The sequence below is a fragment of the Paenibacillus sp. B01 genome (assembly GCF_009649995.1).
Classification (GTDB): Bacteria; Bacillota; Bacilli; order Paenibacillales; family Paenibacillaceae; genus Paenibacillus_O; species Paenibacillus_O pasadenensis.
On the sequence record NZ_CP045802.1, the window covers coordinates 531,112 to 547,274 of the forward strand.

General features: G+C 63.1%; 15 protein-coding genes. 7 read left to right on the forward strand and 8 right to left on the reverse strand.

The features are described from left to right. Nucleotides 1-127: 127 nt before the first annotated feature. The 5 genes from GE073_RS02345 to GE073_RS02365 all read left to right on the forward strand — a co-directional run bounded on the left by GE073_RS02345 (nucleotide 128) and on the right by GE073_RS02365 (nucleotide 5,949). Complete coding sequence (locus GE073_RS02345; RefSeq protein WP_028599443.1) at nucleotides 128-1,834, forward strand: peptide ABC transporter substrate-binding protein; 1,707 nt, start codon at nucleotides 128-130, stop codon at nucleotides 1,832-1,834. 138 nt (nucleotides 1,835-1,972) lie between these two features. Further along, entirely contained in the window at nucleotides 1,973-2,899 is a 927-nt protein-coding gene (locus tag GE073_RS02350) for an ABC transporter permease (protein ID WP_028599444.1), read from the forward strand. A 6-nt stretch (nucleotides 2,900-2,905) separates the two neighbouring features. After that, nucleotides 2,906-3,847, forward strand: a complete 942-nt coding sequence (locus GE073_RS02355) for an ABC transporter permease (RefSeq protein WP_028599445.1) — start codon at nucleotides 2,906-2,908, stop codon at nucleotides 3,845-3,847. Nucleotides 3,848-3,987: 140 nt separating this feature from the next. Then, nucleotides 3,988-4,965, forward strand: a complete 978-nt coding sequence (locus tag GE073_RS02360) for an ABC transporter ATP-binding protein (RefSeq protein WP_028599446.1) — start codon at nucleotides 3,988-3,990, stop codon at nucleotides 4,963-4,965. A gap of 12 nt (nucleotides 4,966-4,977) precedes the next feature. Then, the gene (locus GE073_RS02365; protein ID WP_028599447.1) at nucleotides 4,978-5,949 is read left to right on the forward strand and encodes an ABC transporter ATP-binding protein; all 972 of its coding nucleotides are present in this window, start codon (nucleotides 4,978-4,980) and stop codon (nucleotides 5,947-5,949) included. A gap of 72 nt (nucleotides 5,950-6,021) precedes the next feature. Here the strand turns inward: GE073_RS02365 and GE073_RS02370 are convergent, their stop codons facing one another. Continuing rightward, nucleotides 6,022-6,216 (reverse strand): hypothetical protein, encoded by a 195-nt coding sequence (locus tag GE073_RS02370; protein ID WP_153782695.1) that lies wholly within the window; start codon nucleotides 6,214-6,216, stop codon nucleotides 6,022-6,024. Between the two features lie 254 nt (nucleotides 6,217-6,470). On the opposite strand from GE073_RS02370, the gene GE073_RS02375 reads away from it, so the two are divergent. Then, on the forward strand, nucleotides 6,471-7,496 hold the full coding sequence (locus tag GE073_RS02375; protein ID WP_194843250.1) for an acetylxylan esterase: 1,026 nt from the start codon (nucleotides 6,471-6,473) through the stop codon (nucleotides 7,494-7,496). Nucleotides 7,497-7,606: 110 nt separating this feature from the next. On the opposite strand, the gene GE073_RS02380 is transcribed toward GE073_RS02375, so the two are convergent. From GE073_RS02380 to GE073_RS02405, 6 genes are all read right to left on the reverse strand, one after another. Further along, the gene (locus GE073_RS02380) at nucleotides 7,607-9,622 is read right to left on the reverse strand and encodes an iron ABC transporter permease (RefSeq protein WP_153782697.1); all 2,016 of its coding nucleotides are present in this window, start codon (nucleotides 9,620-9,622) and stop codon (nucleotides 7,607-7,609) included. Next, a complete protein-coding gene (locus tag GE073_RS02385; RefSeq protein ID WP_153782698.1) occupies nucleotides 9,619-10,620 on the reverse strand; it encodes an ABC transporter substrate-binding protein in 1,002 nt (333 codons plus the stop codon). Before GE073_RS02385 ends, GE073_RS02380 begins: the two co-directional genes overlap by 4 nt. Before the next feature lie 127 nt (nucleotides 10,621-10,747). Beyond that, a complete protein-coding gene (locus GE073_RS02390; RefSeq protein ID WP_028599451.1) occupies nucleotides 10,748-11,005 on the reverse strand; it encodes a hypothetical protein in 258 nt (85 codons plus the stop codon). Between the two features lie 20 nt (nucleotides 11,006-11,025). Beyond that, nucleotides 11,026-11,322 (reverse strand): DUF5316 family protein, encoded by a 297-nt coding sequence (locus GE073_RS02395; RefSeq protein WP_028599452.1) that lies wholly within the window; start codon nucleotides 11,320-11,322, stop codon nucleotides 11,026-11,028. Nucleotides 11,323-11,444: 122 nt separating this feature from the next. After that, a complete protein-coding gene (locus GE073_RS02400) occupies nucleotides 11,445-12,149 on the reverse strand; it encodes a PspA/IM30 family protein (RefSeq protein ID WP_028599453.1) in 705 nt (234 codons plus the stop codon). A 123-nt stretch (nucleotides 12,150-12,272) separates the two neighbouring features. Then, nucleotides 12,273-12,497 carry a PspC domain-containing protein gene (locus GE073_RS02405; protein ID WP_028599454.1) on the reverse strand — a complete coding sequence of 75 codons (225 nt, stop codon included), beginning with the start codon at nucleotides 12,495-12,497 and terminating at the stop codon, nucleotides 12,273-12,275. Nucleotides 12,498-12,602: 105 nt separating this feature from the next. Here GE073_RS02405 and GE073_RS02410 point away from each other — a divergent pair, with 105 nt between their 5' ends. Continuing rightward, entirely contained in the window at nucleotides 12,603-12,884 is a 282-nt protein-coding gene (locus GE073_RS02410) for a hypothetical protein (protein WP_127464474.1), read from the forward strand. A 900-nt stretch (nucleotides 12,885-13,784) separates the two neighbouring features. On the opposite strand, the gene GE073_RS02415 is transcribed toward GE073_RS02410, so the two are convergent. Further along, the gene (locus tag GE073_RS02415; RefSeq protein WP_194843251.1) at nucleotides 13,785-16,067 is read right to left on the reverse strand and encodes an ATP-dependent helicase; all 2,283 of its coding nucleotides are present in this window, start codon (nucleotides 16,065-16,067) and stop codon (nucleotides 13,785-13,787) included. Nucleotides 16,068-16,163: the final 96 nt, after the last annotated feature.

Consider the following 16,163-nt stretch of genomic DNA (forward strand, 5'->3'; position numbering starts at 1 on the left):
ACACGATGAGTGCATAGTGATAAATTTATTTGGCAAAAGAAAATAATGCAAGTTGTGCTTCATCAAGTAGAATAGTATAATTCAATATATGCTATTCAACCATTAATGTGAGGGGCGTGTAAGGTTAGTGTACAAAAAGACAGGATTGACACTGGCGGCACTTATGATCGCGGGCGGCGTACTTGCTGCATGCGGCGACAGCAATAATGGCAATGCAGGCAACACCGGCGCAGCCAATACGGGCAACGAGAATGCGGCTGCGAACAATGCAGGCGGAGAAGCGGCAGCTCCTTCCGGCGACCAAGTGTTCCGCATGAACCTCACGTCCGAGCCTCCGACGCTCGACCCGGCCCTGATGCAGGACAACGTGTCCGGCACGGTAGCCGACGGCATCTTCGAAGGCCTGACCAAGAACGACAAGAACGGCGAGACCGTTCCAGGCATGGCCGAGAGCTGGGAAGTATCCGAGGACGGCAAGACGTACACGTTCAAGATCCGCTCGGACTCCAAATGGTCTTCCGGCAACCCGGTCACCGCGCATGACTTCGAATTCTCCTGGAAGCGCACGCTCGACCCGAACGCGGCCAAGCCGGCTCCTTACGCTTACCAGCTGTACTACATCGAAGGCGCTGAAGCCTACAACACCGGCAAGGGCGATGCAGCCGGCGTAGGCGTCAAGGCTCTCGACGACACGACGCTCGAAGTGAAGCTCGTCAACCCGACGACGTACTTCCTGAGCCTCGTCAACTTCTACACGTACTACCCGGTCGACAAAGTCACCGTCGAAAAAGATCCCAACTGGGCGAACGAAGCCGCTACCTTCTCCAGCAACGGTCCGTTCAAGCTGACCCAATGGGAGCACAACGCCAAAGTCGTGATCGAGCGCAACGAGAACTACTACGGCCAAGCCGACGTGAAGCTCGACAAGGTCGACTTCGCCATGATGGCGGACTCCAACACCGAGCTGAACAACTTCAACACGGACCAGCTCGACTGGGCCGGCAAGCCGACGGGCACGATTCCGGGCCCGCAGATCGACAAGCTTCGCAAGGAGAACGATCCGCAGCTGAAGATCACCGACGCCGCGAGCTCGTACTACTACATCTTCAACCAAAGCAAAAAGCCGTTCAACAACGCCAAGGTCCGCAAGGCTCTGTCGATGTCCATCGACCGCCAGCTGCTGATCGACCGCGTCGTGCTCGAAGGCCAGAAGCCGGCATTCGGATTCGTGCCGCCTAGCATCACCGGCGCCGAGAAGAGCTTCCGCGAAGAGACGCAAGAGACGTACTTCTCCGAAAACGTCGATGAAGCCAAGACGCTGCTGGCCGAAGGCCTCAAGGAAGAGGGCATGGACTCCTTCCCGGCGACGACGCTCATCTACAACACGTCGGACAAGCACGCCAAGATCGCGACCGCAATCACGGAAATGTGGAAGCAGAACCTCGGCATCGAAGTGAAGACCGAAGTCCAGGAATGGAAAGTCTTCCTCGACAACCGCACCAACCTGAAGTACGACATCGCTCGTGCAGGCTGGGGCGCGGACTACAACGATCCGATGACGTTCCTCGACCTCTACATCACGGGCAGCGGCAACAACGACATCGGCTACAAAAACGCCGATTACGACAAGCTGATCAAGGACGCTTACGCTTCCGCCGACAAGGCTGAGCGCGTGAAGCTGCTCGCTCAAGCGGAAAAAATCCTGATCGACGACATGGCTGTCATGCCGGTTTACTATGACACCAGCTCTTCCCTCGTCAAGGCTTATGTGAAGGATGCCTTCATGACGTACAACGGCAACATCAACTACAACTACGCTTACATCTCCAAATAAGCATACCGCCTGAGCAACTGACAGAGAGAAGAAGGGACCGCGGCAGGAGCCGTCGTCCGGCGCTTTCCGGCGCCGGACCGTCTCCGGACGTCCCTTCTTTCTTTGCGGTTGGGCAAGGTAATGAAAAGAGGTGCTGGAATGATTCGTTTCATCGGCCGGAGATTTCTGAACATTCTCCTGTCTCTGTTTGTCCTTGCAACCCTGACCTTCTTCCTCATGCAGGCGGTGCCGGGCAACCCTTTCCTGGATGAAAAGACTCCGAAGGCTGCGCAAGAAGCTCTCAAAGCCTTTTACGGCCTCGACAAGCCGCTCTGGCAGCAATATCTCGTCTACCTGGGCAACATCGTGCAGGGCGATCTCGGCATTTCCTATAAAACGCCGGGCCAAACCGTCACGCAGATCATCTCCCAGTCGTTCCTCTACTCGGCCAAGCTGGGCATCTTCGCGATCATCGTCTCGGTCATCGTCGGCGTCGCGCTCGGCATGATCTCCGCGATGTACAACCGCAAGCTCATCGACAAGTTCGCCGTCGTAATCTCCATCCTGGGCATCTCGATCCCGAACTTCGTCGTCGCTTCCGTCACGCAGTACTATATCGGCGCAGAGTGGAGATGGCTGCCGGTGTCCGGCCTCAACTCGCCGCTCGGCTACGTGCTGCCGACGTTCGCGCTGTCGGCGCTGCCGATCGCGTTCATCGCGCGGCTGACCCGCTCCTCCATGCTGGAGGTGCTGACGGCCGACTACATCCGCACCGCCAAGGCCAAAGGCATGTCGCCGCTGCGCATCACGCTCCGCCATGGCCTGCGCAACGCGATCCTGCCTGTCGTCACCTATCTCGGGCCGATGAGCGCCAACATCATCACCGGCGGCGTCGTCGTCGAGAAGATCTACAACGTGCCGGGACTCGGCCAGTTCTTCACGAACAGCGTCACGAACCGCGACTATCCGCTCATCATGGGCATTACCCTGTTCTATGCGGTCATCCTGATGTTCGCCCGCTTCCTCGCCGACATCGGCTACGCGATGGTGGATCCGCGGATGAAGAAGAGCAGCAAGGGAGGCTGATCAACAATGGACCAGATCAAAGAAACGAAACGGCCTCTTCCCGATCCGAAGAAGTTCGTGCCGCTGAAAAAGCGCGATTTCGCGCAGCAGCAAATGGCGCCGAGCTACACGACCTGGAAGCTGGCCATGATGAAGCTGACGGCCAACAAGTTCGCCATGGCTTCGGGTGTCGTGCTGCTGCTGATGATCATCATGGCGGTCATCTACCCGCTGTTCACGCCGCATGACTTCCGCTCGCAGCAGCTGCTGGACACGTTCCTCGCGCCAGGCGGCACGCATTACTTCGGTACGGACGAGCTCGGCCGCGACCTGTTCGCCCGCGCTTGGAAAGGCGCTCAGATCTCGCTGACGGTCGGCATCGTCGCCGCCATCGCCGACGTCATCCTCGGCATCATCATCGGCGGCATCATGGGCTACTTCGGCGGCAAGGTCGACGAGGTGCTCAACAAGATCAGCGAAATTCTCTACTCCATTCCTTACCTGCTCGTCGTCATCCTGCTCGGCGTCGTGCTCGGCCAAGGCATGTGGACGCTCATCATCGCGCTCACCGCGACGGGCTGGATCAACATGGCCTGGATCGTGCGCGGCCAGATCATGCAGCTCAAAAACCAGGAGTATGTCCTGGCAGCCAGAGCCATGGGCTCCGGCGGCTTCCGCATTCTGTTCAAGCATCTCATCCCGAACACGATGGGCCCGATCATCGTCACGATGACGCTGACCGTACCGAGCGCCATCTTCGCGGAGGCGTTTCTCAGCTTCCTCGGCCTCGGCGTGCAATCCCCGGCCGCATCATGGGGCGTCATGATCAACGACTCGCTTACGAGCTGGACGATCTACCCGTGGACGCTGCTGTTCCCGGCAGGCATGCTCTGCCTCGCCATGCTCGCGTTCAATATTTTCGGCGATGGACTTCGGGATGCGTTCGATCCGAAGACCCGGGTGGAATAAAACGTCCGATCCGACCATGAACGTTCTGCCGCCGCCGGCTGCCGGTGAAGGCAGGGCGGCAGCATTTCATATGACTTCTCGCAGCGGGCCTAGCGCGGCCCCTGCGCCAAGCAACCGATAGATGAGGAAGGTGAAGCACCATGGAACCGATTCTTAAAGTCGATGATCTGCGCGTCTCGTTCCGCGTGCGCGGCGGCGAAGTCCAAGCCGTGCGCGGCGTATCCTTCGAGATGGCCAAGGGCGAGGCGCTTGCGATCGTCGGCGAATCCGGCTCGGGCAAGAGCGTCACGGCCCAGTCGATGATGCGCCTCATTCCGACGCCGCCTGGCACGTACAAGGGCGGACAGATCGTCTTTGAGGGGAGCGACCTGCTCAAGAAGACGGAGAAGCAGATGGAATCCGTGCGTGGACGCGATATCGGAATGATCTTCCAGGACCCGATGACGTCGCTCAATCCGACGATGACGATCGGCTCCCAGATCGTCGAGGTGCTGACGCGCCACCAGAACATGAGCAAGGACGCCGCCTCCAAAAAGGCGGTCGACATGCTCCGCCTCGTCGGCATTCCGAACCCGGAAGCCCGCGTGAAGCAGTACCCGTTCGAGTTTTCGGGCGGCATGCGCCAGCGCGCGATGATCGCGATCGCGCTCAGCTGCGACCCGACGCTGCTGATCGCCGACGAGCCGACGACCGCGCTCGACGTGACGATCCAGGCGCAGATCCTGCAGGTCATGAAGGACATGCAGGAGAAGCTCGGCACGTCGATCATCCTTATCACGCATGACCTTGGCATCGTCGCCGACATGTGTGATAAAGTGATCGTAATGTATGCGGGCCAAGTCGTGGAGCGCGGCAACAAGTTCGAGATCTTCAAGTCGCCGCAGCATCCGTACACCCAAGGCTTGCTCAAGTCGCTGCCGCGTCTGGACCAGCGCAAGGACGAGCCGCTCATCCCGATCGATGGAACGCCTCCCGACATGGCGAATCCTCCGCAAGGCTGCGCGTTCGCCGCCCGCTGTCCGTACGCGATGGAGGTCTGCCTCGAGCAGGATCCGTATATGTTCACGCACAGCGACACCCACGAATCCAAGTGCTGGCTCCACGCCAAGCCGGAGTAAGGAGGAGAACCGATGGCAAGCCAACCGAACGCGATGCTCGAGGTGGACAACCTCAGCAAGTTTTTTGAAGTCGGCAAGGGCAAGACGCTCAAGGCGGTCAACGGCCTGAGCCTGTCCATCCGCAAGGGCGAGACGCTCGGCATGGTCGGCGAGTCCGGCTGCGGCAAGTCGACGGCCGGCCGCACGATCATGCGCCTGTACGAGCCGACTTCCGGCCAAGTGCGCTACAACGGCTCCAACATCTACGATCTCAAAGGCTCCAAGCTCAAGGCTTTCCGTCGCGAGATGCAGATGGTATTCCAGGATCCGTACGCTTCGCTGAACCCGCGCTGGACGGTCGAGAACATCATCGCCGAGCCGCTGGACATCCACAAGCTCGTGTCCAGTCCCAAGGAGCGCAAGGTCGCCGTCGAGCGCCTGCTCGATAAGGTCGGCCTGAACCCTTCGCATCTGACGCGCTACCCGCATGAATTCTCCGGCGGCCAGCGCCAGCGCATCGGCATCGCCCGCGCGCTCGCGGTCGATCCGAAATTCATCGTCGCCGACGAGCCGATCTCCGCGCTCGACGTGTCGATCCAGGCGCAGGTCGTCAACCTGCTGCAGAACCTGCAGCGCGCCGAAGGCCTGACGTACCTGTTCATCGCGCATGACCTGGCGATGGTCAAGCACATCAGCGACCGCATCGCCGTCATGTACCTCGGCAAGCTCGTCGAGATCGCCGACAGCGAGGATCTGTACGCCGATCCGCGCCACCCGTACACGCAGGCGCTGCTCTCGTCGATCCCGATCCCGGATCCGGAGATCGAGGCGAACAAGGAGCGCATCGTGCTGCGCGGCGATCTGCCGAGCCCGATCAGCCCGCCGAGCGGCTGCCCGTTCCGCACCCGCTGCCCGGCGGCGACCGAGCGCTGCGCGGCCGAAGTGCCGGAGCTGCGCCAAGTCGGACCGAACCCGTCCCACTGGGCCGCCTGCCATTATGCCTGATCGATCCAGCCTCCGCCATCCCGCTTGCCGGGAGGGCGGAGGCTTTTTTTGCCGACGGCGCCCTGCGTCCGGTCAGCTGCGGAGCCAGGACAGGAGCGCGCGGCCGGCGCCGTGGCTCATGGTGCCGAGCCGAACGCCGCCGGGGCGGACGAGCGGATTCGGAGGCGCGGCCTGTCCCGGAAGCCTCGGCCCTCCTGCCGCTTGGCCCGACTGCCGGTGATGCCGCTTCAGCTCCAGCTCGTAGCGATATAGGTCATCTGCCATCATAAAGGGTTCCTCCTTGGGTTCCCCGTCAAGCGGAAAGGCGGGAATGCCTAGTCCAAGCTTGCCGGGCTGCGATCTGAATCCAGCTTAACCGGCAGCTGTGACAACAGGGTGGCAGCAATCCAAAAAAAGACGGAACAAATGTTCCTGGGGAGCGAGAGCGGAATGGGTAATAGGAAACGAGGCGTTGACGGCGGGCGGGCGAAGCAGGTACCCTTTGCACAGTAGGAAGCCCGAGTGGGCGAGGAGGCGGGATGATGAATTCTTATGCGAGCATACCCGGCAACACCGAGCTGAACCATCTACAGCGGCGCAAGATGGAGCTGCAGCTGTATATGCCGCCGCTGACGATGGAGAAGGAGAAGAGCGAGGCGTTCTGGCAGCCGCGCCTCAAGCAGGCTTGGAGCAAGCCGCTGCGCGAGACGCGCAAGCGCGTGGACGAGGAGCTGTTTCCCTATGCGGATGTGTATCGGATCACGTATGAGGGCTATGACGAGACGCCGGTAAGCGGACTGTATATGGTGCCCGCGCAAGCGGCCCGGGAGGGCCGGCAAGTTCCGTGCATCGTCATCTACCCCGGCTACACGGCAGGCGCCGGCTACCCCGAGGACCATGCGGGCTGGCTGCTGGCCGGCTATGCGGTGCTGGCCGTCGATGCGAGAGGCCAAGGGGGCGAGACGGGCAGCCTGCTGCCCTCGCTGCATGGCATGGCCAAAGGATGGATGACGCAAAATCTGCTGGAGGGGCCGGACCGGACGTATTACATGGCGCTTTTTGTCGACAGCCTCAAGGCGCTGCAGGCGGCGGCCTCGCAGCCGGAGGCCGACGCGCGCCGGCTTGTGCCTTGCGGCGGCAGCCAAGGAGGCGGCCTCGCGCTGGCGGTGGCCGCGCTATGCGGCCTGGAGGCGCCCGCCGGCATCGGTCTGGCGGCCGTGCTCGCCGACATCCCGAACCTATGCCATGTCGACCAGGCGATCTTCAGCTCGGCCGGCTCGCTGTCCGAGGCCGGGCAGCTGGCGAGCCGCAAGCCGGAGGAGCTGTCGCGGCTGCTGGAGCATCTGGCTTGCTTCGACAACATGAATCTCGCTTGCCGCATCTCGGCGCCGGTGCTCGCAAGCGTCGGCTGGAAGGACCCGATCTGTCCTCCGGAGACGGTCTACGCGGCGTACAACCGCATCCATGCGCCTAAGGAAATCCGCGACTACCCGTTTCTCGGCCATGAGGTGAACGGCGCCCATCGTCGGGACAAGCTGCAGTTCGTGCTGGAGCATGCGGGACGATAAGCCGGCCGGACTCGGGCGCGCAGCTGCGGAGATCGCAGGCAGCCCGGTTCCGTAATTGGACTCGAAGAAGCCCTCCGGCCGCGCGCAGCGGCAGGGGGGCTTCGGCATGCTCAGATCTTTCTCGTCTGCGACCGGAACATCAAGAACAGGAAATAGGGCGCCCCGATCAAGGTGATGAACAGTCCGGACGGAATCTCGACCGGAGCGAGGATCGTACGGCCGACGGCATCGGCCATCACCATGAGGAGAGCTCCGATCAGGCTGGACAAAAGGATCGAGCGGCGCGTGTTGTGGCCGATCAGGCTGCGGACCATGTGCGGGACGATCAGTCCGAGGAAGCCGACCGTTCCGGCGACGGCGACGGCCCCTGCGGCGAGCAGGACGCCTGTCGTCATCGCGGCCAATCGGGTTTTGCGCACCGGCAGGCCCAGTCCGGCGGCGCTGTCGTCGGAGAACGCCAGCACGTCGAATTTGCGGCTCAGCCGCACGGCCACAGGCAGCAGGACGGCCAGGAAGAGGGCGATCACGCCGACTTGAGTCCATGTGCGTCCGTATGTCGAGCCCGTCAGCCAGATGTAGCCGGTGCTTCCCCATAGGGGACCGAGCACGATCAGCGCTTGAATGCCAGCAGAGCCGACAGCGGAAACCGCGATGCCGAGCAGGATGAGGACCGCGGGGCTGAGCGATTTTCGCCATGCGAACAGGAAGATGATCGCCGCAGCCGCGGCGGCCCCGCCGACAGCCGCGATCGGGAGCAGGAAGATCGGAGACTCGGGCCAGGCGATGAGCACCAGCAAGGCTCCGAAGCCGGCTCCCGAGGTCACGCCGAGAATCGAGGAGTCGGCCAGCGGATTGCGGACGGAGGCTTGGATCAGCACGCCGCTCACGCTCAGCGCGATGCCTGCGCCTGCGGCGACAAGGGTGCGCGGCAGCCTCAGGTTCAAGAGGACGGAATAGGAGCCGGCCTGCTCCGAGCCGATCAGGCTCGCGAAGAGCTGGCCGAGCGGGATGCGCGTGCCGCCCATCGTCATGCTGACGAGGATGAAGGAGACGACGGCCGCGAGCATGATGGCGGCGAGCAGCGGAAACCGGATCGGCACGCGGCCGGAGCCGATCGACATCGGCGACGAGGGCGGCGAGCCCAAGGCGCCGTTCATCTTGCGCAGGATGAGCCAGATCAGCCAAGGGGCTCCGATGATGGCCATCATCGCGCCGACGGGCATCTCCCCCATGCTGCTGCGCACGATCCGCGCCAGGACGTCGGCTCCGGTGAGCAGCACGGCTCCCCACAGGGCGGCTGCCGGCAAAAGGCCGCTATGCTTGCTCAGTCCGCTCAGGCGGACGAGATGCGGCGCGACGAGGCCGACGAAGCCGATCGGTCCGGCGACGCTGACGACGACGGAAGCGGCAAGCACGGCCAGCGTCAACCCCGCGAAGCGGGCGAGCTCCACCTTTTGCCCGAGCGATCGGGCGGTGGACGGATCCAGGTTCAGGACATCGAATTGCCTGCTCATGAAAAAGGCGATCAGCACGACTGCGACGACTCCCGGCCAAGCGTAGGCGACGCCGTGCCAATCGAGCTGGGCGAGCGAGCCCGAGCCCCACAGGAAGAGCGACTGGGTTTCGGTGGCATGGAAAATATGCAGCGCGCTCGTAAACGAGCCGATGACCATCGCGACGATCATGCCGGACAGGGCCAGCCGGATCGGCGTCGCGGCCCGCCCCCCTCCGAGCACGTAGGCGCATAGCGCGGCCAGGCCGCCGCCGGCGGCGGCGAAGAGGAACGGAGACTGGTGAAGCAAGGTCGGGAAGTAGACCGTTCCGGCGACCACCATGAAATAAGCGCCCGCATTGATGCCGAGCGTATCGGTGGAAGCGAGCGGATTTTTGGTCGCGGTCTGCAGCAGCGCTCCGGCCACGGCCAGCCCTGCTCCGGACAGGACGCCCAATATCGCGCGCGGCAGGCGCATGTCCCAGATGATATGATGCTCAAGCGCATCCTGGCGATGGAGAAGGGCGTCCGCGACGACATGGACCGTAATCTGCGCTTCTCCGAAGCATAGGCTGGCAATCAGCAAAAGGAAGAGGGCAGCAGCGCCGCCCCCGAATAGGATGCTTGTTCTCATTTTGTGATCGCGTCGACGACACGGTCGACCAATGCTTTGGAAGAAAGCGGGCCCCCGAACGTCCATGTATCTCCGCCGATGCCGTAGGTCCGGTTCTCTTTCACGAAGTCCAGGCTGTTCCACACCTTGTTGTCTTTCGCCGATTCGCCGAAGACATTGTCATTGTCCTGGACGATATAGATGAAGTTGGAGCCGCTCACGGCCGGCAAGGATTCGAAGGTCGCGTCCGTAAAGCCGTATTTCTCGAATTCTTCCGACTTCCAGTCGTTGATCAAGCCGATGCGGTCGAGCGTTTGGACGACCGTCGAGGTATCGGTGAACATGCGCAGCGCGGCTGCGTTCTGGCTGGTGAACGCTTGGGTGATGACATAGTGGAAGTTGTCCTTGCCCGCGTCCGCCAGCTTCTGCTTGGCCTCCGCATAGTGCGCGTCGAGATCGGCAAGCACTTGCTCCGCTTCTTTCGATTTGCCCACGGCTTGGGCGATCGTCTTGAAGTCGTTGACCATGCCCGTGTAGGCATCTCCTTCGTTCGGATATGGATCGAACTCGATCGTAGGAGCGATGGCCTGGAGCTGGTCGTAGATCGCGTCGTTGTTGTCCGTGTTGGAGATGATGAGGTCCGGCTTCAAGGAGGCGATCGTCTCCAGATTGGGCTCCCAGCGCAAGCCGACGTCCGTGACGCTGTCCGCCAACGCGGCTTCGTCCGTGACATAGAGCTTGTATTCCTTGTTGTCCGCGTTGCCTACGGGCTGAATGCCGAGCGCGATCAATTCCTCGGAATAGATCCACTCCAGGGCGACGACCTTTTCAGCCGGCTTATCCAGCTTGGTCTCGCCTTTTCCATGCTTGATGACGATCGGACCTGCCGTCTCGGCAGAGCTCGGAGCGGGAGAGCTCGTAGCGGCAGAGCCGGTGTTTTCCGTCGTTGTCGAACCGCAAGCTGCCGTAAGCAGGAGCACGGCAAGCAGGGCTGTCGTGCCAGACAAAAGCCTTTTCATTTTGTTACCCCCGGTGATTGATGATAATTTATTGCGATCAATAATGAGAATCACTATCACTCGCAACGAGTTGAGCCTATCACCGATTCAAAAAGCTGTCAATACTTGCCGGGGTGCTGCGGCAGCCTCAAGCCAGCTTGACCGATGCGAAGACGACCAGCATTACGAGCGAGACCAGCGAGTAGAGGCGCAGCGCTTTTTCGGCCGGCGGCCGGCGCACCTCCGCGAGCAGCAGGACGAGCGCCTGTCCAAGCACGTAGGCGACGTCCGCCGCGTCGTTGACCCAGGCGGGACCGGGCAACTGCTTGATGTCCAGCGCATAGGCGGCCAGGAAGATATTCGTGGACAAAAAGACGAGACTGGCCAGGAACCGACGCATCGTCATCGGCAGGAGCTCCTTTCGAATTAAAGGAAATAAGCGCCAGCGCACAGCAGCAGGCTCGGAACCGCCAGCAGCAGGCAGCGGGCCGACCAATCGTTGCGGCGGCGCAGCGATTCGCCGTCGTCCGTGTAGGTGCCGATGCGCCGGGAATCCGCCTGGATGAATGCCCCGGAGAACAGCATCGCGAGCAGCAGCGGAATGCCGCCGCTCCAAGCCGAGATTCGGACGAGGGAGTCTTGGCCGGCCACGAGGCCGACCGCGCCGGCGACGGCCGCCAAGCCGAGCCCGGCGGAGAGGAAGACGAGGGTGATGCGCGTCATGAGGCAGACCTCCTTTTCCATGTTGTACGCGGCAGGGCGGGCAATTGTTTCTCTTTCCCTGAAATGGGCTCGACAGGAAAAAGGCCATCCTGGGTTTCAGGATAGCCTTTTTGAGCGGAGGATTACTCGCCCTTCATCTTGCGGCGCAGGTCGGCGAGCTGCTCGTCGATGGCGGCGGAGCGGCCGTTGTCCGGCGCGGCGGATGGAGCGGCCTCGTAGCCTCCGGCATAGCTCGAAGAGGAAGCGGACGGGCCTTTGTAGTCCCGGCTCAGGCCGAGCTGGGCTTCCCATTGGAGTACTTTTTCCTCGATGCGCTCAAAGCCGCGCGAGGCGCGTCCCGGCTCGAAGCCGTGGCTGAAGCTCGGAGCGGTGCGCTCGGCGGCCGCTTCGGCTTTTTGGATGCGCTCGCTCAGTTCGTTGCGCTTTTGGATGAGGCGCTGCAGCTCTTCCTTGGCGGAGTCCAGCCGGATCTCCAGCTCGACGGAGGCATGCTTCGCCTGCTCGTGCAAGCGGCGGTATTCCTGCTCCTGATCGGAGTAGCGGAGCTTGGCTTCGAGCGCGGCGCGGGCTTCCGCCTCGCGGCCTTCGCGCAGCGCCTCCTCGGCCTTGGCCTGGTTGTGCTGGGCGAGCTGCGTCACTTCCTCCAGGCGGGAGCCGTACGAGCGGCTTGCCGCTTGCTGGCGGTGCAGCTCGCTCTTCATGCCGTCGATCTCTTCTTCCATGTTGCGGATATATTGGTTCATCATCAGCGTCGGGTTTTCCATTTTGTTCAGCATTTCGTTGGCGGTCGCTTTGGTCAGGTTCAAAATACGGTCGAATACGCTCATGGATACACGCTCCTTTTGGGGGTGAGGGAATGAATCAGCTGCGGTGAGGCGATCAGCTGCAGTCGGTGGTCAGCTGCAGTCGGGCGAGCAGTTGCAGTCAGGTGAACAGCTGCGGTGAGGCGATCAGCTGTAGAAAGGCTCCCGCGGGGGCGGGCCGTTCCATTCCGGCTCCTTGGGCAGGACGACGCTGGCTGCGGCGTAGAGCAGCAAGGCCGTGCCGCAGCTGAAGACGCCGACGGCGATGAAGCCGATCCGGACGAGTCCGGGATCGAAGCCGTACGTGCGGCCGATTCCTCCGCACAGCCCCGCGATTTTGCGGTCGGTACGGGAGCGATACAAGGTTTTCATGGCGGTGTCAGTCTCCTCTATATGCGGCACCGCCGGCTGCCCGGCTGTGCGGCTTGATGTCCTTATTGTACCTCCAGGCTCGGGAGCGCCGACACGGCCCCCCGAATGGAATCCGACCTGGACCCGGGACCGGGATCGGCTCGGGCGGAAGTTGTGCGCGGCAGGAACCGCATGAAAAGCTGCCGTCGTGCGCAAGCTATCGGGGCAAGCCCATTATCCACGAAAGAGGTGCCGATTCTCATGGGTAAAAACAAGGCAAGCAAGGCAGACGTCCAATCGACGAAGCTGAACAGCTTCGCGGCTAACCAAGATACGGAGTTCGCGCAGGACCTGACGGCGGATGCCAAAGCCGCATTCGGCTCGGTAAACAAAAAGAAGAAGAAATAACGATTCCGCTCCCCGTTCCATCGGAAGCGGAAGCCGGCCTGTCCCAGGGACAGGCCGGTTTTTGCGTGTCGGCCAGCGGAGCGGATGCCGGATGACAGGCGCCGCTGGGTGAGCCGGCGATGTCGCAGGGAAAGGCCGTTGGCGGAACGCCGTGGTGAAGAAGGAAAATGTACTGGAACGGTGCCATCGGAGGAGATTGCCGCGCGGAGGAGCTGGAGGGGCGGACGTCGCGGGAGAAGTGCGGACGGCTGGAGCGGAAGGCGTCGCAAAGAGTGGCGTACTAGATGGGCGAGCGTCGTAAAGAGCAGCGTACTGGAGGGAGCGAGCGTCGTAAGGAGGGCACGGCGTACTGGATGGGCGGGCGTCGCGGGAGGGCAAGGCGTACTGGAGTGGTGGACGTCGCGGGAGCAGCTTGTGACGGCTTCCGGTCCGAGTCGTAGCCAACCTAACGATACGGAGAAACGCTATTTTGCCTATATCCGCGTTTTCCGAAAGCTAACGATACGGAGAAGCGCTATGGAGTCAAAAAAGCATCCAGTCTGCCTCGCAACGCGTCAATAACGTTCCTCAGTATCGTTACAATTTTAGATCGCTCGTTTAAAGCACAATAGCGTCTTCCAGTTTCGTTAGAGCTCGTACACTCGCGCTTGCCGCTCCGCAGACGGAGGGAAATAGCAGCGCAATAGTAAAAAGCCCCGCCCGAGAAGGGCGGGACTTTGGGCCGGCGGCTGCTTCGGCGTCGACAGATGCCTCGCCGACGAATATTTTGCAGCCATTATTCGGGTCAGCGCGCTATTCGCCTCGACAGGGCAGACGGGCGCGTGGATAGGGAGCCGCCTGCTTCTGTTCGATCATGGAGTTGTACGAACCCGCCGATGATGGAAACAGATTGGGAAAGCACTAGGCTTTCGGCCACGCTTGAGGCCGATCGGCCTTGGCTCGGCCCGCGGCGGCAGCCGCTGCAGCAGCGGCAGCGCTCGTCGCTGCGCCAAGGTTAGCGCGGCGAGCGGCCGGACTGGCCTCGGCCGCGGCCGAAACGCCAACGCCCCGGCCTGCAGCCGCGTGCGCGGCTCCGCCAGCCGCCGCAGCCGCAGGAGCGGCCGTGCGGAACGCGTCGAGCAGGAAGCGCGACACGTCCGTCTTGCGCCCGCGCCACAGGCTCGGCGAGCTTACGAGCAGCTCGTCGCGCGCGCGGGTGACGGCGACGTAGGCGAGGCGGCGCTCCTCCTCCAGCGCGGCCTCCCGCAGCGAGGCGGTATCGCCCGTCGCAGCCGCTCCGTTGCCGTAGTCGGACAGCTTGTCCGCCTCGAGCGCGAGGCTGTGGGGCAGGATGCCCTCGGAGGCGCCGATGAGGACGACGGCCGGGAACTCCAGCCCCTTGCTTTTGTGGATGGTCATGAGCTTGACGGCATCGCGGGCCGCCTCCGGCGGCAGCGCGCGCATCTCGGCGTGGCGCTCGCCGATCCGCTTCACGAACGCGAGGAACGACGGCACGTCGGCGAAGCGGCCGGCGGATGCCTCCAGCTCGTCGAGCGCCTCGCGCAGCGTTTCCTTGTAGACGGTGTCGGCGCCGCCCGCGCCTGCGGCCTCGGCGTCGAGCCAGGCGTCGTAGAAGTCCTTGCGCATGCGGCGGATGGCGTCCGCCGGCTTCAGCGCCTTCAGCCCCTTGATGAACGTGATCCGGGCCTGGATCGAGTCGCGCTGGAAGTCCTTGAGCCCGTCCAGCGTGAGCAGATGGATGAGCGGGCCTTTTTTGGGACGGGGATCGTCCTTGGCGCGGATATGGGCCATGCCTTTGGCGCGGCCCACGTACATCGAGGGCAGCACGCCCTCCATCGCCGCGAAGTCGCGCCGCTTGATCGACAGGCGCAAGTAGTCCACGAGCGGCCGCACCGCCGACTGGTCGTAGAACAGCTCGCCGCTGTCCTGCAGATGGAACGGGATGTCCGACAGCACGAGCTGCTCGAACATCGCCCGGCTGTTGCTGGCGGTGCGATACAGGATGGCGAAGTCGCCCCAGCCGCGCGCGCCCTCGTCGACCCGCTCGCGGATATGGGCGGCGACGGCCGCCGCTTCCTGGTCGGTCGTGAACGGCCGGATGTAGAGCGGCACCTGGCGGCTCGTCCGCACCGCCTTGAGCGTCTTGGCGTAGCGGGCCTTGTTGTGCCGGATGATGTCGTTGCCGAGGCCGACGATGCTCGCGGAAGAGCGGTAGTTGGTGTCGAGCGTGACGACGCGGGCGCCGGGAAAGGCGTCCCGGAACCCGAGGATATACTCGCTCCGGGCGCCGCTGAACCCATAGATCGTCTGGTCGTCGTCGCCGACGGCCATCAGGTTGGCGCGCTTGCCCGCGAGCAGGCGGATCAGCTCGTACTGCAGCCGGCTCGTATCCTGGAACTCGTCGATCATGATGAGGCGGAAGCGCTCCTGCAGCGTGCGCAGCAGGGCGGGACGCTCGGTCAGCAGCCGATGCGACCAGAGCAGGATGTCGTCGAAGTCCATGCGGCCCTCGCGCTCCTTCCACTCCTCGAAGCGCAGCAGCAGCCGCTTGAGGTCGCGCTCCGCCTGGCTCGCTTCCGGCAGCTCGCCGAGCGGGCGCAGGCTCAGCTTGGCCTCGGACAGCGCGGCGAGCGCCGTCTCCGGCTCCAGCCGGTCGGCGATGCCGAGCTCGCGCAGCATGCCCTTGAGCACGATGACGGCAAGCGGGCCGCCGCCGAGAATTTCCTGGCGATAGCCTTGGCTGCGAAGCAGCTGCAGGAAGAACGAGTGGAACGTGCGGGCGGTCACCGCTTTGGCGGCCGCCGGCGCGATGCCGGGCAGGGCGGAGATCCGGTCCTTCATTTCCTGGGCGGCCTTGACGGAAAAGGTGACGAGCAAAATCGAACGCGGATCGGCTCCGCGCTCCGCGATCAGATAGCCGGTGCGGGCGGCGAGCACGCTCGTCTTGCCGGAGCCGGCTCCGGCGAGCGTCAGCAGCGGTCCGGCGCCGTGGCGGACGGCCTCGATCTGAGGGCCGTTCAGGAACAGGCCGCGGCTCTCGAGCGCGCGGAAAAAGCCGCTGTCGGCATCGTCGTCCGGCACGAGGCGGCGGCTGTTCTCTCCAGAGGCGAGCGCGGCTGCGGGCAAGCCGCGGCCGGCCGCTCCGAACGGTTTTTTGAAAGGCAAAGGCAAATTGGCGCTCATGGGGCATGTCTCTCCTGTTGCAAAAGGCGCTCCCGCGGGGGAATGCCTGTTCGTCGTTCCTTTCAGCATAATGGATCGCGCTGCCGGTGGCAAACG